Source organism: Actinopolymorpha rutila (assembly GCF_013407855.1).
GTDB classification, from domain to species: domain Bacteria; phylum Actinomycetota; class Actinomycetes; order Propionibacteriales; family Actinopolymorphaceae; genus Actinopolymorpha; species Actinopolymorpha rutila.
In genome coordinates, this window is record NZ_JACBZH010000001.1 from 4,536,215 (window position 1) to 4,557,180 (window position 20,966).

Genomic DNA, 20,966 nt, shown 5'->3' on the forward strand with positions numbered 1-20,966 from the left:
CCGGATTATTGGCCCCGGTTCGTCTGCTGTGCAAGGGATTGCGATGTATGCCAGGGGCGACGCGCCGAGCCGTGTCATGTCTCGGCCACGTCGCGGCCGCCGCCGGTCACCGGTCGAACGGCTAGGGCAGCTCCGTCCACAGCCAGGCTGCCGGAGCCGTCTCGACGCCGTCGGCACCTGCCGGCACGGTCGCCGGGCGCGTGGTGAGCCGGCGGCCGTGGACCAGCTGCAGCCGGATCCGGACGAACGCCGATGTCTCGTCGCCGTCCTTCCACGCCGGAGGCAGTGAGTGGCCGGCGAGGTACCGGCACGGGTCGGTCACCAGGACGGCCGAGCCCACCCCGGTCACGGTCCAGCCGTCACACAGGTCCGAGCTCACGCTGTCGACCTCGAACGCCACGATCGTCTGGTCGAGCGTGTTCGCCAGCGAGGATCCCGGTGCCGTCCGGACCACGGCGGACGTACCCACCATCACGTACGCCACCGGTTCCACCTCCGGCAATGCGTTGTGAGTGTGGACGACCCGCCCCGTGAACGTCTCGTTCAGCAGGTGCAGGCACTCGGCCTGGGAGAGTTCGACCGCTTGCTGGTTGTGGCTCATGGCGGGCTCCCTCAGATCCCTTCGGTATCCGCGTCGTCGGCGGTGACGTCGTTGGTGTGGTCTGCGTTGATGGGGGTGTCGTGGTGGTACCAGACGGTGGTGTTGGGGGGGATGGTGTCGGTGGGGTGGGGGGTGGGGTGGGTGGTGAGGATGGGTTGGCCGGGGTGGGGGTGGGGTGTGGGGATGGGGTGGTTGGTGGTGTTGGTGTAGGTGGTGAGGTGGGTGCCGCGGGACAGGGCGAGGAGTCCGGGTGGGGTGTTGTTGTGCCAGGTGAGGGTGGTGGTGGTCAGGTCGGGGATGGTGCGGCGGAGGGCGAGGGCTTGGCGGTAGAGGTTGAGGGTGGAGGTGGTGGTGTGGTGTTGGGTGTCGGCGGCGAGGTCGGCCCAGGTGGGGGGTTGGGGTAGCCAGGCGGGGGTGGTGGTGGCGGGTGGGGAGAAGCCGTGGTGGTGGTCGGGGCTGGTGGTCCAGGGCAGGGGGACGCGGCAGCCGTCGCGGCCGGGGCGGGTGCCGTTGCTGCGGTGGTACATGGGGTCCTTGATGAGGCTGGGGGGCAGGTCGAGGACGTCGGGCAGGCCGAGTTCTTCGCCTTGGTAGAGGTAGACCGCTCCGGGTAGGGCGAGCATCAGCGCGGCGGCGGCGCGGGCGCGGGCGAGCCCGATCTGGGCGGGGTCTGTTCCGGCGGGCAGGTCCTCGTCGTGGGTGGGGGTGTGGCGGGTGACCGAGCGGGGCAGGTCGTGGTTGTTGGCGACCCAGGCCACGCCTGCGGGGTGGTGCCTCAGGGCGGTGTCGATGACGCTGCGGTAGGTCTGGGCGTCGAAGCGGGCGTGGGCGAAGGGGAAGCAGAAGGTGTGGTGGAGTTCCCCGGGCCGGGTGTAGTCACCGACGGCGGCGGGGTCGGTCAGCCCGACCTCACCGATCAGGAGCCGGTCTCGCCCGTCGGCGGCGGTGTAGTCGCGGACCAGGCGCCGCCAGGAGCGCCACACCTGGTGCACGGCCGGCTGGTTCCAGGCGTTGGGGTTGACCGGGTCTCCGGTGGCCTCGTCCGCGGCCGCGTCGGGGTGGTCGGGCAGGCCGGCCTTCTTGTGCAGGCCCTGGGCCACGTCGACCCGGAATCCGTCCACTCCGCGGTCCAGCCAGAACCGCAGCACGTGTTCGAAGTGGGCGGGCACGTCGGGGTGGGTCCAGTTGAAGTCGGGTTGTTCGGCGGCGAAGGTGTGCAGGTACCACTGCCCCGGGGTCCCGTCGGGTTCGCTGATCCGGGTCCAGGCCGGGCCACCGAAGATGGACCGCCAGTTGTTCGGCGGCTGGTTGCCGCCGGGGCCGCGGCCGTCGGCGAAGTGGAACCGGGCCCGCGCCGGGCTGCCCGGCCCGGCGGCCAGCGCCGCGGTGAACCAGGGGTGAGCGATCGAGGCGTGGTTGGGCACCACATCCAAGATCACCCGGATCCCGTGCCCGTGCGCCGCTGCGACCAGATCGTCGAAACCCTCCAGCGACCCATACGCCGGGTCGACCGCGCAGTGATCGGCCACGTCATAACCATGATCATGGCCAGGAGAGGCGTAGAACGGGTTCAACCACAAACCATCCACACCCAGACCCGCCAGATACGGCAACTTCTCCACCACACCCGCCAGATCCCCCACACCATCACCATCAGCATCACAAAAACTCCGCACATACACCTGATACACAACCGCCCGACGCCACCACTCCGAACCCACCGACGACGACACCAGGGAGTCGAGCGCGGAGGAGTCGTGCGAGGAAAAGTCGAACGCGGAAGAGCCGAACGCGGAGGAGCGGTACGAGGTGGTGCCGGCGGCGGTCGGCCGCACGGTCGAACCTTCCAGCGCGGGCACGGTGGTCGGCAGCGGCGCGAGCGACGCCCGGGTCGCCGGAAGCGTGCACCGCCGGCGGGTGGACCGGGTGACGTTCCTGTGCGCCTCGGACGTCGCGGGGGTCGTGGCCGGCGCGGTGACCGCGGTGCTGGTGCGCTGTGAGGTCCTCATGTCCTCGACCTTCGCTTCCTGGTCGGAAGGGGTGAGCTCCATCACTTGCAAGCATCGGCCTCGGAGGGGGCCGGCGTCGTCACGGCGAGCCGCCATTCCGCCGGTAGGCCTTCTGGCAGGTTGACGTACCTGCTGGCTGGTAGGCGCGAGGCACGATCTGCCGGTACGCGCGGAACGGGCGGAACGCGCCCGTCGCGATTGCGTGGAATGGGCCGCTCCCGACGGGGCGGGCCCGGGACTTCCGACCCCCCACCGGACCCGGTCAGGACACGGGCTGGCCGGAGCCCACCGGGAGTTCGGCGTGGATCCGGGTGCCCCTGCCCGTCGGACTGGTCACCTTCAGCACGCCGCCGAGCGCCTCGACCCGGTCCGCCAGACCCACCAGGCCGGAGCCGTCGCCGGAGCTCGCGCCGCCCACCCCGTCGTCTCGTACGTCGACACACACCCGGCCCGCGCGTTCGAACGTGGTGACTTCCACGTGCGAGGCCTGCGCGTGCTTCGCGGCGTTCGCGAGCGCCTCGGCGACGACGTAGTACGCCGCGACCTCGATCGGCTGCGGCAACCTCGCCTTGACACCGAGCCCGAGTTCGACCGGAACGGCCGACCGCCTGGCCAGCGCCTTCAGTGCGGGCGCCAGGCCCGCTTCGGACAGGATCGCCGGGTGGATGCCGCGGGCCATCTCGCGGAGTTCCTCGACCGCGTCGGTGAGCCCGGTGGCCACCTCGGCCACCTCCGCGCGCACCCGGCTGTCGGGGATGTCCGCCTCGATGCCGCGCAGGTCCAGCAGCAACGACACCAGGCGCTGCTGGGCACCGTCGTGCAGGTCTCGCTCGATCCGCCTGCGTGCCCGGTCCGTGGCCGCGACCACCCGTGCCCTGGACGCCGCGAGCTCCGAACGCGCCTGTGCGTTGGCGATCGCGAGCGCGACGATCTCGGTGAAGTCGGCGAACCGCGCCTCGGCGTCCCTGGGCAGCGGCCGGTCCTTGGTGGAGAACGCGGTCAGCGCTCCCCACAGCCGGCCCTCCACCTCGATCGGGGCCGCCACCGCGGAACGCACCCCGAGTTCACGCGGACCTCGATCCTGGTCCGTCGAGCCCGCATAGCTGTCCTGCCGGGCATGACGGCCGGTACGGCGCACCTGCGCCGGCACGGTCCGCTCCCCCAGTTCCGTACGAGAACCCACGTCCGGCAGGGAAGCGTCCACCTGCCCCCACGTCGCGACCGCGGTCACGGTGCCGTCGGACTCGTACCGCAACATCACGGTGCCGTCCGCCTCGAGCAGTTGCCCGACCTCCTCGGTCACCGTGGCGAACGTCGTGTCCGGCGGAACGGCACGGGCCACGAGGGTGGACAGCCGGCGCAACGCGGTCTGCTCCTCCACCAGCTTGGCCAGCTCGTCCCGGTTGCGCTCCAGCGACTCGCCCATCGTGTTGAACGAGCGTTCCAGGGTGCGGATCTCCCCCGCCCCCGTCTCGGGCAGCCGGGCACTCAGGTCGCCGGAGGCGAGTTCGCCCGCCATCATCGCGGCCCGCCGCACCGGCCGGGCGATCGACCTGGTGAGGTACGACGCGAGCAGGGCGACCATCAGCACGGACCCGGCCATGCCTGCGATGGCCGCGACCTCCGCCCGGCGAGCAGCGGCGGCGGCACGCTCCTGCCGGACGACGGTGGCCGCACGGGCGGAGCGGGACAACCGGCCGATCTGGGCACGGATCTCGTCGACCCGCCGTTTGCCTTCCAGCGTGATGGACAGGCCGCGGGCGGCCTTCGGGTCGCGGGCGGCGAGCGCGACCAGGGGCACCGAGTAGTCACGTACATACGACTGCGCCGAGTCGATGATCTGGTGGGCCATCCGCTCCCGGCCGGGGTTTGTGATGAGCCCGGTCAACCGCGCACCCACCCGCGGGATCTCCGCCCGGGCCGCGTTCCACGGCTGCAGGAAACGCCCGTCGCCGGTGAGTAGGTAGCCGCGTTCGCCGGTCTCGACGTCCAGGACGAGTTCCTGCATACGGCCCGCCGTGGTCAGGACCTGCTGGGAACGCCGCGACAGCGTGGCAGCGTCACGCTGGTCCGCGACCGCCATCAACAGCACGGCGAACACCGAGCCGAGCAGCACCGCGAGCACACAGCTCGCGACCACCAGCCGGCCGGTCAGCCCCTGCCGCAGGCGCACCATCGGGTCAGGTACTCCCTGTCGCACGTAGGCTGAACAGGTGCGTCGCACCGGCGTCCGGGCACACCGCCGCGGGTCCGGTTGCCGCGACGCAACCAGCGATTGCGTACATCTTCGGAGGCATCACCACGAACTCCGCCGGCACGAGCGGGCGCCCACAGCGGCAAGGGACACAGGAAAGCGCGCCGCGACAGGTCCCTGAGCAAGCGGCCGTTGACAGCAGTGCCGCCATGGGGCGGGTGGTGCTCGCCGACGACGACCTGTTGCTGCGCGAGGGAATGGCGAGCCTGCTGGGCCGCCAGGGCTTCGAGGTCGTCGGCCAGGCTGGTGATGCTGCTGACCTACTCACGATGGTTCGCGAAACTCTTCCTGATCTGGTGGTGGTCGACATCCGGATGCCGCCCACCCACACCAACGAGGGGCTGGAGGCTGCCAGGACGATCCGCGAGGAGTTCCCGCAGATCGGGATCCTGGTGCTCTCAGCATATGTCGAGGTGGAGCACGCGACGGAACTGCTCGCCACCGGGCATAGCATCGGCTATCTGCTGAAAACCCGGGTCACCGACGTCGGCGACTTCACCGAGACGTTGCGGCGAATCGTCAAGGGGGGCTCGGTTGTCGACCCCACCCTGGTGCACGAACTCGTATCGGCGCGCCGCCGGGACGATCCGCTGGACATACTCAGCAGTCGCGAACGCGAGGTTCTCGGCCTGATGGCCGAAGGGCGGTCGAATGCCGGGATCGCCCGGCATCTGTGGGTCACCGAGGGCACGGTGGAAAAGCACGTCCAGCACATCCTGACCAAGCTGCGTCTTCCGGAGACCGGCGACGACCACCGCCGGGTGCTGGCTGTGCTGACGTTCCTCGAAGGCTCCCAGGGCGGATCCCACGGCGGTTCCCACGGCGGCTCCTAGGACGGCGCAAGCCCGGGTTGACGGCCACGGGCCGAGGTCAGCCGCCGACCGCCCCGACCAGCGAGGCGATCGCCGCGGCGCTGAGGTTCGACTTGTCCAGGAAACCCGCCGCCGGACTGGACTCGATGAGGTCCTCGAAGTCGTCGGCGCTGTGGCTGGAGATCAGGATCACCGGGGAACGGCCGTCGGGGAACTCGGCCGACGTGAGCCGGCGGGCCAGGTCGAAGCCGCTCTCGCCGCGCAGGTTGATGTCGACCAGCGTCACGTCCGGGCGGAGTTCGGCCACCCGGGCGAGCGCCTCCTCCCCCGTCTGGACCATGCCGACGACGGCGACGCCCTCGCGTTCGAGGAGCGCACGCGCGGCCCGCAGATAGCGCGGGCTGTCGTCGATGAGGAGGCAGCGCATGTCTTCAGCATGTCCAACGGGTGGGAGCCAGACATTCCGGCTACCCGGAAGATGCCGACGCCAGCCTCCCTGACCGGAACTGGCCTGCCGCCTCCCGCAGCCGCCTGCTCCGGTTCCGTGCCCCGCTCCGGTCCAGAGGAAACGCCACGGCGCGGCGTTCGCGGCGGAAATGCCTCAACCGTCCCGAGCGGGCAGGATGGGGGATGGTCCGGCGTACCGGACGCTACCGGACGTACGAACGCGAACCACGACGACGACTGACAACCGGCAACTGACAACCGACGCACAGGACGCACGAAGGAGCCCCGATGAGCAGCGAGGTCACGCGGTCGATCGCCGCACCGGCCGACCAGGTGTGGGACGTGCTTGCCGACGGGTGGACGTATGCCGCCTGGCTGGTGGGCGCCTCCCACATCCGCGCCGTCGACCCCAGCTGGCCCGCACCCGAGACGAAGATCCACCACAGCGTCGGGCCCTGGCCGCTGGTCCTCCAGGACGACACCAAGGTGCTGGCGGCCAAGCCCGGACAGCTTCTGGAGCTGGAGGCTCGCATCTATCCGGCCGGCGCCGCGCACGTCCGCTTCCAGCTCACCCCGCTCGGGCCGGCGCGGACGGAGGTACGGATGATCGAGGAGCTCCACCGCGGGCCGGCGCAGCACCTGCCCAAGCTCGCTCAGAAGCTGCTGCTCGCCCCGCGCAACAAGGAGTCGCTGGCCAGGCTGGCCGCCTACGTCGAGGGGCGGGCCCGCACCGCTCGTCAGCCCGCGCCGTAGACCGCGCGGTGGCCGAGCCTGATGGCCGCGGCGTACGCGCCACCGGCCAGACCCGCCCGAGCCAGCGCGGCCCGGGCGGCATTGGCTCCAGGTGCTCCGTGCACGGCACCGCCCGGATGCGCGGACGCGCCGGCCAGGTAGAGCCGGTCGACCGGAGTGTCGGCGCGGGCGAGTCCCGGCGTCGGCCGGAAGATCAGCTCCTGGTGGATGGCCGCCGTACCGGCGTTGATCGCCCCGTCCACCAGGCTCGGGTTGTGGGCCTCCAGGTCAGGCGGGCCGGCCACGTGCCGGCCGAGCACGAGGTCACCGAAGCCGGGCGCATGGCGTTCGATCACGGCCTGGACGCGGTCGGCGTAGCGTTCGCGCCGCGCGGGGTCCCACCGCCCACCGCGGGGTACGTGGGTGTACGCCCACACCGTTTCCGTACCGGCCGGGGACCGCGTCGGGTCGGCCACGCCCATCTGCCCGAGCAGCACGAACGGCTTACCCGGCACTCGTGACCGGGACAGGTCGGAGCCGTACTTCACCAGCGCGTCCAGGTCGCCGCCGAGATGCACCGTCCCCGCGCCGCGTACTTCCGGCGCGGTCCAGGGGACGGGGCCGGACAGTGCCCAGTCGACCTTGACGGTCGCGTTGTCCCAGTGGAAGCGCTTCAGATCCTCGAGCAACCGGGCCGGCAGGTGGTCCGCACCGACGAGTTGGCGATAGAGGATCGGGGCGGGTACGTCGGCGAGCACGCCACGACGTGCCCGGACCAGGCCACCGTCGGCCGTTCGTACGCCCAGGGCACGCCCACCGGCGACGATCACCTGGCTGACCGGTGTGTCGCAGACGATGCGGCCGCCGAGCGAGGTGAACCGGCGTACCAGCGCCTGCGTCAGCCTGCCGGCACCACCTTCGGGCACCGGGAAGCCGACGTCCTGCCCGAGCATGCACAACAGCCAGCCGAAGACACCGCTGCCGGCATGGTCGGGGCCGAGGTCGGTGTGCAGTGCGTTGCCGGCGAGAAGCGCCCGCGCACCCTCGCCCTCGAACGACTCCTCGCCGAGGGTGCGAGCGGGCAGCGTCAGCAACCGGGCCATCCGCAGCGCGTCCGCGGTGCCGAGCTTGCGCAGCAGGCGGGTGCCGGCGCGCACGGGTGGAAACGGGCGCAGCAGGGCCGACAACAGGTCGGTGCGGATCCGCCGCCAGCGCTCGAACTCGGCCAGCCAGGCCGGTCCGTCGGCGGGGGCGAACGCCGCCAGCGAGGCCGCGGTGGTCTCCGGATCGCGATGCAGCACCGCGGCCCGGTCGTCGGGCAGGACGTGCGCGAGCACCGCGGGCGCATGCCGCCACCGCAGGCCGTGCAGCTCCAGGTCGAGGTCGGTGAGCACCGGGGACGCCACGCCCAGCGGGTAGAACGCGCTGCACAGGTCACTGTGGAAGCCGGGCCTGACCAGCTCGGACGTGCGGACCGCTCCCCCGGGCTCGGGCGTCGCCTCCAGCACCAGGACGTCCCAGCCGGCGTCGGCGAGAACGTTGGCGGCGACCAGGCCGTTCGGCCCGGCACCGACGACGACCGCGTCGACGACCTCGGTGGTCATCGGCCCGCTCCCTCCGCCGGACGGCGCGGGCGGGCCGGGCTCGCAGGGCCGGCACGCAGCTCGTCACCGGTCGTCGTCATCGATCTCCATCGTCGGGTCGGGAACCTCCTGCGCGAGCCGCTCGTCGAGGGTCTCGCCGTGCTCCTCGTCGTCCGCGGTACGGCGGAGCCTGGTGTCGTTGCTGAGCCGGTCCGGCGGCTCGAACTCCGTGACGTCGGACTCCGGGCGCAGCTCGTCGGTGACCAGAGGGTCGTAGCCCGCGTCACCGGCCACGTCGCGGGCGGCCTCGACGTCGGGCTCGAGGAGGACGTCCGACTCACCCTCCGTCGGGTCCTGCGGGATGTCGCCGGCGTCAGGAAGGTCGAGATCGGCGTCGACGTCGGGAATCTCGGAGTCGGGCAGGTCGAGGCTGTCCTCCCCGGAGACGTCCGGGTCGGGAATGTCGTCGCCGGCCGGGGTACGGTCCGGCAGGTCCGGGCTGCTCACGATGCGACCTCCCTGGGTGCGTCTGCCTGTCGTGCCGCGCTGCGGTCGTGGTGTCGTGCTGCCGTGCTGTCGGCTTCTGCCGGTGGAACCCCGAGCCTAGCGCCGGGGCCGTCCCACCAGTCCGACCGTAGCCGTACCCGCTCCCACCCGCACGGCTGCCACCCCGGCCGCACCGTCGCGGTGAGCCGTCACGGAAGGCGTTGCAGGCGCGCCGTCGGAAGCGGAGCGGACCCTCCGCGACGCCCGCAAGCCGTCAAGGACGACTTGACACAGGTCGGTGGTGAGCGCGAATGGTAGGCAACCACAGCCGACACGCCGAGGGGCCACGGCCGAACGAGACCCGATCGTGACCGCATTGCCGATGTGGCGTACCGGCTGTTGAACGCCTGTGGGTCATCCCATAGTTTGGGTGCGGCGCGAAGCAGCGCACACAGACCGCGCAGCCCGTGGATGCAGACGGCACCGCCGCCGTCGCGCGAGGCCAGGCTTCGATGCGCCCGTCCGGTTCTCGAGAAACCCCAGGGAGTGCTAGAAGTCGTGAAGAGTGCCCAGGACAGTTCCACATCGAACCTGCCCGACGACGGTACGAACGACCAACAACAGTTCGGCGACAGCCCGACCGAGGTCCGGGACACCGACCACTACACCCAGGAGTACGTCACCGGCTTCGTCGAGAAGTGGGACGAGCTCATCGACTGGGACAAGCGCGCGGAGAGCGAAGGTCGGTTCTTCATCGACCAGCTCAAGTCCCGCGGCGCGAAGACCGTGCTGGACGTGGCCACCGGCACCGGTTTCCACTCGGTACGACTGCTCGAGGAGGGCTTCGAGACAGTCAGCGCCGACGGCAGCGCCGACATGCTGACCAAGGCGTTCGAGAACGCCCGTGCCCGCGGCGGTCACGTCCTGCGGGTCATGCACGCCGACTGGCGATGGCTCAACCGCGACGTCCAGGGCGAGTACGACGCGATCATCTGCCTGGGCAACTCCTTCACCCATCTGTTCTCCGAGATCGACCGCAGGAAAGCGCTGGCCGAGTTCTACGCGATGCTCAAGCACGACGGCGTTCTCATCCTCGACCAGCGCAACTACGATGCACTGCTCGACGGCGCCTACAGCAACCGGCACACCTACTACTACTGCGGCGACACGGTCACCGCCGAGCCGGAGTACGTCGACGCGGGGCTCGCGCGCTTCTGCTACACCTTCCCCGACACGAGCCAGTACCACCTGAACATGTATCCGCTGCGCCGTGACTACGTGCGCACGCTGATGCGGGAGGTCGGTTTCGCGCACGTGGAGACCTACAGCGACTTCCAGGACACCCATCCCGAGGGCGAGCCGGACTTCTTCATCCACGTTGCGGAGAAGGCGCATCGCATGCCCGACAGTGCGGTCGACGGCTACTCCTCCACGGTGCACACCGCGCGCGACTACTACAACTCCGAGGACGCAGACACGTTCTACTCGCTGGTGTGGGGTGGCGAGGACATCCACGTCGGCGTCTACACCGAACCCGACGAGGACATCGCCACCGCGAGCAGGCGCACCGTGACCCGGATGGCCGACGCGCTGGACCTCGGGCCGGACACCCGGGTCCTCGACCTCGGGGCCGGTTTCGGCGGCGCGGCACGGCACCTGTCCGGCACGTCCGGTTGCCAGACCACGTGCCTCAACCTCAGCGAGGTGGAGAACACCCGCAACCGCGAGCTCACCGAGGCCGCCGGCCTGTCCGAGCTGGTCGAGGTCGTCGACGGGTCCTTCGAGGACCTGCCCTTCGAGGACAACAGGTTCGACGTCGTCTGGTCCCAGGACGCCCTGCTGCACAGCGGTGACCGGGTGCGCGTGCTGCAGGAGGCGGTGCGGGTGCTCCGGCCGGGCGGCAGGATCGTCTTCACCGACCCGATGGCCGCCGACGGCTGCCCACGCGAGGCGCTGGCGCCCATCCTGCGGCGCCTGCACCTGGACACGATGGCCTCACCGGAGTTCTACCGGCGTACCCTCGCCAACCTCGGGTTGACAGTGGAGTTCGACGACCTGACCGAGCAGCTGACCACCCACTACCAGCGGGTCCTGGACGAGACCGAACGCCGCGACGCGGACCTCGCCGGCCGGGTCAGTACCGACTACCTCGACCGGATGCGCACCGGCCTTCGGCACTGGGTCGACGGCGGCCGGTCCGGCAACCTCGCGTGGGGCGTCTTCGTCGCCGCGTGAGTTCTCACCCCAGGTCCGCGGGCCGGACCCGGAGCCGACGGTCCCGGCTCACTGGGAGTCGGGACCGTCGCCACGGTAGACGAGGATCTCGTCGATCAGTCCGTACGCCCTGGCCTCCTCGGCGTCGAAGACCCGTTCGCGGTCGGTGTCGGCGCGCAGCGCCTCCATGCTGCGGCCGGTGTGCCGGTTGAGCACCTCCAGCATGAGCGTGCGTACGCGGGCCACCTCGGCGGCCTGCACCTGCAGGTCGGACAGCGCACCCTGTCCCCTTGTCGCGGGCTGGTGCAGGGCGATCCGGGAGTGACGCAGGGCGAGCCGTTTGCCGGGCGCACCTCCCGCCAGCAGCACCGTCGCCGCCGAACTCGCCTGGCCCAGGCACATCGTGGACACGTCCGGCAGGACGAACTGCATCGTGTCGTAGATGCCCATCAGCGCGCTGAACGAGCCGCCCGGTGAGTTGATGTACAACGAGATGTCCTGCGACGGGCTGGCCGCCTCCAGGTGGATCAGCTGCGCCATCACGACGTTGGCCACGTCGTCGTCGATCTCGGTGCCGAGGAAGATGATCCGCTCCGACAACAGCCGGCTGAACAGGTCGGTGGCGCGTTCGCCGGTGTGCGTGCGCTCGATCACGTTGGGGATCGTGTAGTGCCCCATGGCTCACACCCCCGCCCGGTGGGAGATGCCGTGGCCGATGCGGTCCAGTGAGTCCACGACCGCATCGACCATGCCGTACTGGCGAGCCTCCTCGGCGGAGAACCACCGGTCGCGGTCACTGTCCTCACGGATCCGCTCCACCGGCTGACCGGTGTTGGCGGCGAGCAGGCGTTCCATCTGGCCCTTGGAGTGCTCGAGGTTGTCGGCCTGGATCGCGATGTCCGCGGCGGTTCCGCCGATGCCGGCCGAACCCTGGTGCATCATGATCCGGGCGTGTGGCAGGGCGAACCGCTTGCCCTTCGTACCCCCGCACAACAGGAACTGCCCCATGCTGGCGGCGAAGCCCATCGCGAGCGTGGACACGTCGTTCGGGATCAGCCGCATCGTGTCGTAGATCGCCATCCCGGCGTACACCCCGCCGCCGGGGCTGTGGATGTAGAGGCTGATGTCGGTGCGCGGGTCCTGCGCGGACAGCAGCAGCAACTGCGCGCACACCCGGTTGGCGCTCACCTCGTCGACCTCCGAGCCGAGCAGGACGATGCGGTGGTGCAGCAGCCTGGCCGCCAGCTGGTCGTCGAAACCGCTGCCGGTGGTGGCCGCGTCGGTCATGGACGGATTCACGGATGCCTCCTGGACGTGGAGCCCTCGGTCGGCCGGCGACGCCCTACAGCCGCCGGCCACTGTGCTCACCACTGTCACCGAGAAGGCGAGCCTCGTGACCCGGTGTGCGCTGTCAGCGAATCCGCTCAGGGCGTACAGGAACCCTTGACCACATGGCGATCTCGTGGGCGGTGGCCTCAGTCGGACAGCACGAGACGGGGGCGCGCGGTCCGGTCGGCCGAACGCCGTCCGGACAACACCGCCCGACGACCGTCGTCGGCGACATCCTCGGCCCGGCGCCGATCTCGGATCAGGAGGAAGCCGAGCCGGCCGTCCACGGCGTACCGGAGACTGTCGGACACCTCGAGCCGGACCGAGCCGGGCGTCCCGGGCGCGGTGAGCTGGCCGGCCGGGAAGACAGCCGTGCCCACGTCGGAAGGGCGGCAGTGGACGGGATCGAGGTGCGGCGCGGTCGCCCAGGTCAGGTCCTCCCCCGACCAGGACGTGTCCGACAGCGCGTACGCCATGAACGTCAACGGCCGGCCGTCGTCGGTGGACCCGAACAGTTCCAGCAGCGCGTGCCGCGGTGTGCGACCGCCGGGCCGGGCACCACGCAGGTCGAACTCCAGGTAACTCACCTGCGCACCCGGGGTCCCGTCGGGCACCAGGCAGACGCCCAACTCCGCCTCCAACTCCGCCTCCGACTCGGCCGGATCACCGTCGCGGCGCACCGACGCGTCGACGTCGGCGAACACGGACACCCTGGGACCGGGTGCACTCAACGACACCAGCCACACCGAGTCGGCGGGCTGCCGCAGGGTCAGTCTGCCGGACGGCGGAAGTCCCAGGCGCTCGACGACCCCGCCGCTGTACGCCGGACCGACCTCCTCGACCAGCACCTCCCCACCGGGCCTCGCCTCGGGCAGGTCGCGCAGGTCCAGCGTCACCGGAGCGGTCGGGACGCCGGGCGGGTGCGGCAACCACAGATATGTACGGCCGCCGGCAGGGTCGTGCGCGGCGAGCACCGTGCGCCCGTCGTCCGCGGTCACTGTCAACAGCTCCTTGTCACCGGCGAAACCGCGGGCGAACATCCGGTTGACCTCGGCCGCCTTGGTTGCTCCGCGGATGTCGTACGCCCCCTCGTCGGCGACGTAGTAGAAGCCTGTGCCGTAAGGGATTCCGTTGGACCGCACGGTGTTCTGGAACTTGAACGCGATCATGCCCTCCACGCCGCCGGCGCACCCGGCGGCCCAGATGCGTGCCAGATCGGTCAAGATCGCCGGAGTCTCCACATCGTCACCGCTGGTCTCGAACGCACCGGTGTTGCGACGGTTGAACTCCGAGTACACGATCGGCAGAGCCACCCCGGTTGGGGTGTAGGCGGCCATCTTGGCCCGCATCATGTCGATCTCGTACTCGTAGGTCGGCGCCTGTTTGTTGTACTGGTGGGTGTCGAACACGTCGAAGAGGTCCTGGTCGACCTGTTCGCCGTGGTAGTCGGTGCGGAGGTTCCGCAGCGACACCTCGCCCCATCCGGTCGTGTCGTCACGATGGTCGGCGTCGTGATCGGCGTCCATGTGGTCGTCCCCGCTGGAACTCGACGCGTGGGTGATCACCGGCGCCTGCACGGTCGCCCTCAGCCGTTTGCCGTACCGGTCGTTGACGTCGGCGATGGCGGACCTGATCGCGTCCGAGGCGATCTGCAGGCCGCGTACGTACACCGCCTGGTCCACCAGGTCGCCCGCGGCACTCGGGTGGTCGGGCTCGTTGACGAAGTTGTACCGCTCCACGTCGAAGTGACGAGCCAAGTGGTAGCTGAACGCGTAGTGCTTCTGCCACTGCAGCCAGAGTCCCGACCACGGGCGGTTCCAGGCGAGTTCGGCCGCCTCCAGGATGGGGGTGACACCCAACCGCCGTAGTTCGCCGACCTGGTAGTTGAGGCGGTAGTGGTTGGTGTTGGCGTATGTGTGGTGCTCGAAGAGATCCTCGAGCAGGTCCCAGCGGATGAATGCGTTTCCCTCGGGATCCGTGCGCAGTTCTGCCCGTCGGGCGTCGAAGTCCCCCACCGTGGCGATACCCGACCCGTCGTCGAACGCCTCGTCCGGCGCCCACTCGGTGAACGACGCGAAGAAGCGTGCCGCGTTGATCCGTGAGTACGCGACCCACGCGGAGGTGTTGCTGCCCGGCAGGTAGTGCCCGGTGTTGTATCCCACGAGCGACATGCCACGCCCCACCGAATCGTTCCGTACGACGACCTCCGCGCCGGAGACGAGCGCCGCCCGCGCCGCTACGGCCGGCCGGACCGGCGCGGCGGCGAACCCGGCGGCGAAGCCGATCCCTCCCAGCACTGCACGTCGGGTGACCCCGACGGACAGCCCCGGTGAGAGCCGTGAGGGTCGCGATGGCTGCGATGGCTGCGAGGAGGGCGACGGCTGCGACGGCGAGGACGACGACATGGCGGCTCCCGTGGTTGATGCGGACCGAATCTAAGCAGCCCGTGGCACGCCGACAACCTGTTGCCGGAAGCGGTCCACTCAGCGCGGCCCTTCCGGACGTGTCCAATACTGTCCAACACCCGGCCAACTCTCCTCCGGGTCTTGTCCGGCCCCGGCTCACGTGCGGAGTATCTGCTAGCACTTCCGCCGATCCGCCGACCGACCCGAGGGGCCATCCGGTGACGAAGCGCCTGCGGTACCTCCTCCTCAGCGTGCTGCTGTGTGTACCGTTCCTCGCCGCCTGCGGGATCTCCAGTGCGGACACCGGTGCGCTGTCGGGCCGTTGCCCCGGCACCAAACCCGCGAAGGACTCGGTGACCATCGAGTGGTGGGTCGCCTGGGCCAACCCGACCCTCACCAGGGCGGCACAGGAATTCAACTGCGCCAACCCGAAGATCCTGGTGAAGATCACGCTGTACCCGAACGTCGGCGACGACCGGCAGGGGAAGCTGCTGGCCGCGACGGTCGGCAAGAGTCCGCCCAACGTGGTCGTCGCCTATGACGACGTCATCGCGCGGTGGGCCTCCCAGGGAATGATCCAGCCACTCGACGACGCGGTTCGGCACGCGGGCACCAGCGCCACGGACTTCGTACCGGAGGCGTGGGACTCCGTGCGTTGGCAGGGCCACACCTACGGCGTCCCGATCGACTGGGACCCCGACACGCTGTTGTGGTGGAACAAGGAGGTCTTCGCCGACGCCGGCCTAGATCCCGATCGGGGCCCGCGCACGTGGGCGGAACTCGAGGACTATGCGCGCCGAATCGACCGGATCGACGAGCGTGGCCGGATCGCCAGGCTGGGGTTCGTGCCCTGGTCGGGATGGGAGTTCAACGACATCGAGTTCGGCCACCTGTTCGACGCCGGGCTGGAGAGCGGCGCGAACCGCCGGGTGACACTGAACACGCCCGGCATGCGGGCGGCCCTGGAGTGGGAGGCGTCGATCGCCCGGCGCTACGGCGGTGCGTCCAAGGTGAACAGCTTCACCTACGTCGCGAACGCCACCGGCGCCGCCGCCGACCCGTTGATCTCCGGCCGCCTCGGCATGATGGCTGTCGGCGACTGGTACCTCGGCAACCGGCAGGTGATCGGGGCCAAGGAGTTCCAGGCGAAGATCGGCGTCGGCGTGATCCCGCCGCGACCCGGCGGCCGGCCCTACCTGTGCCACAGCGGGTGGGCCTTCATGATGCCGCGCGGCGCCGGGCACGTGGAGGAGACGATGAAGTTCGTCGCCTGGATGCTGGACGACCACCGGTTCGCACGCTACTTCGGTGCCGCCCTGGGCTGGGCGCCCGCGAAGAAGTCCTCGCGTGCAGTGCCGTTCTACGCCGACGACCCGATGTGGCAGGCGGTGTTCGCGGCCAACGCCAGTGCCGGTGCCGAACGCCAGTGGCTGCCGCCGAGCCCGGTGCTGGCGGAGTACTACCGCGCTCTCGGCGACGCCGAGGAACAGGTCGTCAACCTGAAGATGACACCGGCGCAGGCGCTGGCCGAGGCCGACTCGATCGTGCAGCAGGCGCTCGAGGTGGCCATCACCGAACGCAACTACGGTGACTGATCCGGAGGAGAACCACGTGTCCGCACGTGCATCGAGCGCGGTGAGCCGTCGGTCCACCACCAAGCCCTCCACCGCGACCGACCCCCGGGTGCCGCGGAGGTTCGGCCTGGTCGGACAGGAGTGGCGCAACCAGCGCAACGGCATCCTGTTCATCTCGCCGTGGATCATCGGGTTCCTGGTCTTCTCCCTGGGCCCGATGCTCGCGTCGTTCTACTTCAGCTTCACGTCCTACAACGTGCTGAAGGCACCGCGGTGGATCGGCGTGCAGAACTACGTGAACATCTTCGCCCACGACCCCTACCTGCGTACGGCTGTGGTCAACACGCTCTACCTCGCGGTGCTCGGAGTGTCTCTCGGCACGCTGCTGTCGCTGGTCCTGGCGATGCTGCTCAACCAGCGGGTGAAGGGCATCGGGATCTACCGCACGTTGTACTACCTGCCGACGATGCTGCCGATCGTGGTCAGCTCGTTCATCTTCCTGCTGGTGCTCGACCCGCAGTTCGGCGTCATCAACAACCTTCTCGCGTTGTTCGGCATCCCCGGCCCGGGGTGGCTGAGCTCACCGGACTGGTCCAAGCCGGCCCTGATCGTGCTGGGCCTGTGGGGCGTGGGCAACAGCGTCGTCATCTACCTCGCCGGCCTGCAGGACGTACCCCGCCACCTGATGGAGGCGGCGGAGGTCGACGGCGCCGGCTGGTGGCGGCGGCTGGTGCACGTGACCCTGCCGATGCTGAGCCCGGTGATCTTCTTCAACGTGGTGCTGGCGATCATCGCGGCGTTCCAGAACTTCGTCAGCATCTTCTTCCTCACCGACGGAACCGGCGGCCCTGCCAGGTCGACCGTCACCTGGGGCCTGCAGATCTACACGAACGCCTTCGTCAACGGCCGGATGGGATACGCCTCGGCGATGTCCTGGATCATGTTCGTGATCGTGCTCCTGGTCACCCTGGGGTTGTTCCGGCTCGGTTCGCACGTCGTCTACTACGAGGGCGCCGAGGGCAACGCCCGCAGACGCAGGTGAGATCCGTCCTCGGCAATGTGACGTTGACAGGCAGGAGGAGTCAGGCGATGGCACGATCGGCGGGCCTCCCGGCGGGGTTGGTGACACTGGGCCGGACCGGACGGCACGTGGTCCTCGCGTTGGTGGGACTGGCGTTCGTGGTCCCCGTCCTCGCGCTGGTGTCGACGTCGCTGAAGACGCAGGAACAGAACCTCCGGGTGCCGCCGATGTGGATCCCGGTCTCACCCCACTTCGCCAACTACGCGGCGGCGTTCCAGACCGTGCCGGTGTGGACGTTCTTCCGAAACAGCCTGTTCGTCGCCGCGGTGTCGGTGGTCGGCGTGGCGGTGTCGAGCGCGTTGGTGGCGTACGGCTTCTCCCACATCCGCTGGCGCGGGCGCAACGTGGTGTTCGTGCTCGTCATCAGCACGATGTTGTTGCCGTACGAGGTGACGATGATCTCGCAGTACATCATGTTCGCCAACCTGGGTTGGGTGAACACCTTCCTGCCGCTGACGGTGCCGAGCTTCTTCGGCGTGCCGTTCTACATCTTCATGCTGCGGCAGTTCTTCCTGCGGATCCCGGTCGAGATGACCGAGGCGGCCCGGATCGACGGCGCCTCGGAGCTGCGTATCTTCGCGAGCATCGTGCTGCCGCTGGCGATTCCGGCATTGTCGGTGGTGGGTCTGCTCCAGTTCGTGGCGAGCTGGAACGACTTCCTCGGCCCGCTCATCTACCTCAACGACCCCAACCTCTACACGCTCTCGCTGGGCATGCACTACTTCCGCACCAGCCTCTACCAGACCGAGCTGGGTCCCCAGGCGGCGTACGCGTTCATGATCGCGCTGCCGGTGATCGTGGTGTTCTTCCTGGCCCAGCGCAGGTTCATCCAGGGGATCGCTCTGACGGGCCTGAAGGGCTGACGGTCTCGTAGGACACGAGGAACGCCTCCGCCGCCTCGTCCACGGCGTCCCGGTCACCGGTGGCGAGCAGGTCGAACAGCAGACCGCGGGCGACTGCCAGCGCCAGCCGTGCGTGTGCCCGCGCCTCGTCCTCCGACCGGCCGGTACGCCGGCTCAGCTCGGTGAGCGGTGGCAGCCAGGCGTCGACGATGCCGTCCAGCAGGGGTACGGCGTGTGGGTTGCCGACGAGTGCCTGTCCGGTCAGCTCGAAGAAGAGCCGCGCGGGCCAGTGGTCGGCGGCGGACAGGTGCCGGTGGAACTCCCGGGCGAGGTGCGCGGCGCTGTGGCCGGAGTCCAGGTTCAGCTGCGCCATCGCCGCGCGTTGCTCGGCCTCGACCCGGCGTACCACCTCCACGAGCAGTCCGTCCTTGGAACCGAAGTGGTAGATGAGCATGCGGTGGCTGGTGCCGAGTTCGGCGGCCAGCCCGCGCAGGCTGAAGTCGCCGACGCCGTGCCGGGCGAAGTGCGCGACGACCTCGTCGAGCAACCGGTCCCGGGCCGACGGAGCGGCGGACCGTCGCTCGGATCGGTTGCCTGGTTGACTGTCCTTCGGCATGTACCAGATGGTACATATGACGGTGTGAAGTCCCGCTGTGCCGCGCACGGACACCCTGGGTGGCCCGCGGCTCGTGGCTCCCTTGGAGGAAGTCATGCACGACGAGGTCGAGTTCGAGGTCGCCGCACCTGTCGAGCAGGTCTGGAAGCTGCTGGTCGACGTCGAGCGCTGGCCGGAGTGGAGCGAGTCGATGACGTCGGTCCGCCGGCTCGGCACCGGTCCGCTCGCCGTCGGCGAACGCGCCGTGGTCAAGCAGCCGAAGCTGCCGAAGCTGACCTGGGAGGTGACCGAACTCGCCGAAGGTTCGTCGTTCGTGTGGGTCAGCCGCACCCCCGGGGTGCTCACCACCGGCAGTCACTACGTCTCTCCCGCGGTGTCGGCGGACGGAACGCCGGCTTCGAAGGTCCGGCTGGCCGTCTCCCACACCGGCCCGGGCGCCAAGCTGGTCGGGTTGTTCGCCAACTCCCTCACCCGCAGCTATCTGCAGATGGAGCGGCGCGGCCTCACCGCCCGGGCGGAGTCGACGGCGGCCCAGAGCTGACCAACCTCAGAGCGACCAACCTCAGAGCTGACCGAGCTTCACCTTCACCGTCGCGTTTTTGCCCTGCCGGCGGATCGAGACGGTGACCAGTTGGCCGGGCCGGTGCTGGGCGACGACCTCGCCGAGTGCCGCGCTCGTCGGGGTCCGCACACCGTTGACGGCGGTGATGATGTCGCCGCGCAGGATGCCGGCGTTCGCCGCACCGCTGCCGGCGCGCACCGACACGACGCCGACCCCGATCGGTGTGCCCTGCGGGTCGGTCACCGTCGAGCCGGTCACGCCGAGCGCCGCCCGGCCGGAGTTCACCACCCTCCCGTGTCTGATGATCTGGCCGGCGATCCGGGTCACGGTGTTGCTCGGGATCGCGAACCCGATGCCGGCCGCGACGCCGCCACCCTCGGTCTGCGGGTCGGTGGCGGCGAGGGTGGGGATTCCGACCACGTTTCCGGTCAGGTCGACCAGGGCGCCGCCGCTGTTGCCCGGGTTGATCGGCGCGGACGTCTGGATCATGCTCGTGATCGTCGTGCCCGGCACTCCGTCGCGCGCCGACTCGGGCACGGTGCGCCCTACGGCCGAGATGATGCCGCTGGTGACACTGCCGGACAGGCCGAGCGGGTTGCCCATGGCCAGCACGATCTGGCCCACCCGGAGCTTGGTCGAGTCGGCGAACGTCGCGGGTGCCAGCCGTGGCGGCTGGTCCAGCTTGACCACGGCGAGATCGCTCGGGGTGTACGCCGAGACCAGGTGTGCGGTCAGCGGCGCTCCGCCCGTGGCGAGCAGGACCTGCACCGTGGTGGACCGGCCCAGCACGTGCGCGTTGGTGACGATGTGGCCCTGCTTGTCGTAGATGATGCCGGAGCCGAGCCCGCCGCCACTGACGTTGAGCTGTACGACGGAGATCAGGGTGTGCCGTACGACGGCCTCGTAGTCACGCTGGAGCGCCTGCGCCTCACCACCGGGCGCCGCCGCACGGGCTCCGACCTTCGACGCGCCTGCGCCGTCCCGGGAGCTGCCGGGTGGGCTGTCGGTGCATCCGGCCGCGGCACCGGCGAACGCGGCGAGCACGACGAACCCGGACACCGCGAACCGAAACCGTCGGGTCGTTCCCATGGGCGGGCCACCCCCTCGCCCGTACGCAGCGTCGTACGCGATGTACCCGGGGAGCCGCCGGCCTACGCCGCTGTCAGCCTCACAGGACGGCGTCCGAGCCGGCGCCTGAGACGGTGCCCGAGACGGTCCGCAGGAACCCAGGCAGTGGACCCGGGGTTTACCCAGGCGGTCGGTGGCTTACGCTGCCGGTGCGTCGTACCTCACTGGCCGCCACCGGCCATCGCGCAGGAGCGGTGCCGGACATACTCCGCGGAGGGACCGTGACCATCCCGACCGTCTCGTCGTTGACGTTCCGGACCGGCCGGAGCGGCAGCGGGACGGGGACGCGCA

The 20,966-nt window shown here is 70.0% G+C and carries 18 protein-coding genes; 7 read left to right on the forward strand and 11 right to left on the reverse strand.

Going from position 1 to position 20,966, the window contains the following annotated elements; all coding sequences use genetic code 11:
• Positions 1 to 121 precede the first annotated feature (121 nt).
• The 3 genes from F4554_RS20220 to F4554_RS20230 all read right to left on the reverse strand — a co-directional run bounded on the left by F4554_RS20220 (position 122) and on the right by F4554_RS20230 (position 4,786).
• On the reverse strand, positions 122 to 601 hold the full coding sequence (locus F4554_RS20220) for a pyridoxamine 5'-phosphate oxidase family protein (protein ID WP_179789024.1): 480 nt from the start codon (positions 599 to 601) through the stop codon (positions 122 to 124).
• Between the two features lie 11 nt (positions 602 to 612).
• Positions 613 to 2,610, reverse strand: a complete 1,998-nt coding sequence (locus F4554_RS20225; protein ID WP_179789025.1) for a glycoside hydrolase family 13 protein — start codon at positions 2,608 to 2,610, stop codon at positions 613 to 615.
• Positions 2,611 to 2,872: 262 nt separating this feature from the next.
• Positions 2,873 to 4,786: a CHASE3 domain-containing protein gene (locus F4554_RS20230; RefSeq protein ID WP_179789026.1), complete on the reverse strand. Its 1,914-nt coding sequence runs from the start codon at positions 4,784 to 4,786 to the stop codon at positions 2,873 to 2,875.
• A 227-nt stretch (positions 4,787 to 5,013) separates the two neighbouring features.
• Here F4554_RS20230 and F4554_RS20235 point away from each other — a divergent pair, with 227 nt between their 5' ends.
• Entirely contained in the window at positions 5,014 to 5,697 is a 684-nt protein-coding gene (locus F4554_RS20235) for a response regulator transcription factor (RefSeq protein ID WP_179789027.1), read from the forward strand.
• A gap of 37 nt (positions 5,698 to 5,734) precedes the next feature.
• On the opposite strand, the gene F4554_RS20240 is transcribed toward F4554_RS20235, so the two are convergent.
• Positions 5,735 to 6,103, reverse strand: a complete 369-nt coding sequence (locus tag F4554_RS20240; protein ID WP_179789028.1) for a response regulator — start codon at positions 6,101 to 6,103, stop codon at positions 5,735 to 5,737.
• Positions 6,104 to 6,411: 308 nt separating this feature from the next.
• Between F4554_RS20240 and F4554_RS20245 the strand changes: the two genes are divergently transcribed.
• A complete protein-coding gene (locus F4554_RS20245) occupies positions 6,412 to 6,876 on the forward strand; it encodes an SRPBCC family protein (RefSeq protein ID WP_179789029.1) in 465 nt (154 codons plus the stop codon).
• Here the strand turns inward: F4554_RS20245 and F4554_RS20250 are convergent.
• Positions 6,861 to 8,459 carry a phytoene desaturase family protein gene (locus tag F4554_RS20250; protein ID WP_179789030.1) on the reverse strand — a complete coding sequence of 533 codons (1,599 nt, stop codon included), beginning with the start codon at positions 8,457 to 8,459 and terminating at the stop codon, positions 6,861 to 6,863. The two genes, F4554_RS20245 and F4554_RS20250, sit on opposite strands and share 16 nt — an antisense overlap.
• A 63-nt stretch (positions 8,460 to 8,522) precedes the next feature.
• Positions 8,523 to 8,945: a hypothetical protein gene (locus F4554_RS20255; protein ID WP_179789031.1), complete on the reverse strand. Its 423-nt coding sequence runs from the start codon at positions 8,943 to 8,945 to the stop codon at positions 8,523 to 8,525.
• A 537-nt stretch (positions 8,946 to 9,482) separates the two neighbouring features.
• On the opposite strand from F4554_RS20255, the gene F4554_RS20260 reads away from it, so the two are divergent.
• Positions 9,483 to 11,159 carry a glycine/sarcosine N-methyltransferase gene (locus tag F4554_RS20260; protein WP_337796120.1) on the forward strand — a complete coding sequence of 559 codons (1,677 nt, stop codon included), beginning with the start codon at positions 9,483 to 9,485 and terminating at the stop codon, positions 11,157 to 11,159.
• Positions 11,160 to 11,207: 48 nt separating this feature from the next.
• Here the strand turns inward: F4554_RS20260 and F4554_RS20265 are convergent, their stop codons facing one another.
• The 3 genes from F4554_RS20265 to F4554_RS20275 all read right to left on the reverse strand — a co-directional run bounded on the left by F4554_RS20265 (position 11,208) and on the right by F4554_RS20275 (position 14,764).
• A complete protein-coding gene (locus tag F4554_RS20265; protein WP_179789033.1) occupies positions 11,208 to 11,816 on the reverse strand; it encodes a ClpP family protease in 609 nt (202 codons plus the stop codon).
• Positions 11,817 to 11,819: 3 nt separating this feature from the next.
• A complete protein-coding gene (locus tag F4554_RS20270) occupies positions 11,820 to 12,425 on the reverse strand; it encodes a ClpP family protease (RefSeq protein WP_179791661.1) in 606 nt (201 codons plus the stop codon).
• 188 nt (positions 12,426 to 12,613) lie between these two features.
• Positions 12,614 to 14,764: a hypothetical protein gene (locus F4554_RS20275; protein ID WP_179789034.1), complete on the reverse strand. Its 2,151-nt coding sequence runs from the start codon at positions 14,762 to 14,764 to the stop codon at positions 12,614 to 12,616.
• Positions 14,765 to 15,090: 326 nt separating this feature from the next.
• Between F4554_RS20275 and F4554_RS20280 the strand changes: the two genes are divergently transcribed.
• Genes F4554_RS20280 through F4554_RS20290 form a run of 3 tightly spaced genes read left to right on the forward strand, consistent with a single transcriptional unit; the run spans position 15,091 to position 18,390 of the window.
• Entirely contained in the window at positions 15,091 to 16,467 is a 1,377-nt protein-coding gene (locus F4554_RS20280) for an extracellular solute-binding protein (protein WP_179789035.1), read from the forward strand.
• A 16-nt stretch (positions 16,468 to 16,483) separates the two neighbouring features.
• Entirely contained in the window at positions 16,484 to 17,488 is a 1,005-nt protein-coding gene (locus F4554_RS32400) for an ABC transporter permease subunit (protein WP_202889382.1), read from the forward strand.
• A gap of 47 nt (positions 17,489 to 17,535) precedes the next feature.
• Positions 17,536 to 18,390 carry a carbohydrate ABC transporter permease gene (locus tag F4554_RS20290; protein ID WP_179789036.1) on the forward strand — a complete coding sequence of 285 codons (855 nt, stop codon included), beginning with the start codon at positions 17,536 to 17,538 and terminating at the stop codon, positions 18,388 to 18,390.
• Here F4554_RS20290 and F4554_RS20295 read toward each other — a convergent pair.
• Entirely contained in the window at positions 18,353 to 18,985 is a 633-nt protein-coding gene (locus tag F4554_RS20295) for a TetR/AcrR family transcriptional regulator (protein ID WP_179789037.1), read from the reverse strand. The genes F4554_RS20290 and F4554_RS20295 overlap by 38 nt on opposite strands.
• 94 nt (positions 18,986 to 19,079) lie before the next feature.
• Here F4554_RS20295 and F4554_RS20300 point away from each other — a divergent pair, with 94 nt between their 5' ends.
• Positions 19,080 to 19,526 (forward strand): SRPBCC family protein, encoded by a 447-nt coding sequence (locus F4554_RS20300; protein ID WP_179789038.1) that lies wholly within the window; start codon positions 19,080 to 19,082, stop codon positions 19,524 to 19,526.
• A 21-nt stretch (positions 19,527 to 19,547) separates the two neighbouring features.
• On the opposite strand, the gene F4554_RS20305 is transcribed toward F4554_RS20300, so the two are convergent.
• Positions 19,548 to 20,636: a S1C family serine protease gene (locus tag F4554_RS20305; RefSeq protein ID WP_179789039.1), complete on the reverse strand. Its 1,089-nt coding sequence runs from the start codon at positions 20,634 to 20,636 to the stop codon at positions 19,548 to 19,550.
• Positions 20,637 to 20,966 lie beyond the last annotated feature (330 nt).

Bases quoted from the DNA above. Each gene is read 5' to 3' on its own strand.
- F4554_RS20220 (WP_179789024.1), bottom strand. From the start codon at position 601: ATGAGCCACAACCAGCAAGCGGTCGAACTCTCCCAGGCCGAGTGCCTG.
- F4554_RS20225 (WP_179789025.1), bottom strand. From the start codon at position 2,610: ATGAGGACCTCACAGCGCACCAGCACCGCGGTCACCGCGCCGGCCACG.
- F4554_RS20230 (WP_179789026.1), bottom strand. From the start codon at position 4,786: ATGGTGCGCCTGCGGCAGGGGCTGACCGGCCGGCTGGTGGTCGCGAGC.
- F4554_RS20235 (WP_179789027.1), top strand. From the start codon at position 5,014: ATGGGGCGGGTGGTGCTCGCCGACGACGACCTGTTGCTGCGCGAGGGA.
- F4554_RS20240 (WP_179789028.1), bottom strand. From the start codon at position 6,103: ATGCGCTGCCTCCTCATCGACGACAGCCCGCGCTATCTGCGGGCCGCG.
- F4554_RS20245 (WP_179789029.1), top strand. From the start codon at position 6,412: ATGAGCAGCGAGGTCACGCGGTCGATCGCCGCACCGGCCGACCAGGTG.
- F4554_RS20250 (WP_179789030.1), bottom strand. From the start codon at position 8,459: ATGACCACCGAGGTCGTCGACGCGGTCGTCGTCGGTGCCGGGCCGAAC.
- F4554_RS20265 (WP_179789033.1), bottom strand. From the start codon at position 11,816: ATGGGGCACTACACGATCCCCAACGTGATCGAGCGCACGCACACCGGC.
- F4554_RS20270 (WP_179791661.1), bottom strand. From the start codon at position 12,425: ATGACCGACGCGGCCACCACCGGCAGCGGTTTCGACGACCAGCTGGCG.
- F4554_RS20290 (WP_179789036.1), top strand. From the start codon at position 17,536: ATGGCACGATCGGCGGGCCTCCCGGCGGGGTTGGTGACACTGGGCCGG.
- F4554_RS20295 (WP_179789037.1), bottom strand. From the start codon at position 18,985: ATGCCGAAGGACAGTCAACCAGGCAACCGATCCGAGCGACGGTCCGCC.
- F4554_RS20300 (WP_179789038.1), top strand. From the start codon at position 19,080: ATGCACGACGAGGTCGAGTTCGAGGTCGCCGCACCTGTCGAGCAGGTC.
- F4554_RS20305 (WP_179789039.1), bottom strand. From the start codon at position 20,636: ATGGGAACGACCCGACGGTTTCGGTTCGCGGTGTCCGGGTTCGTCGTG.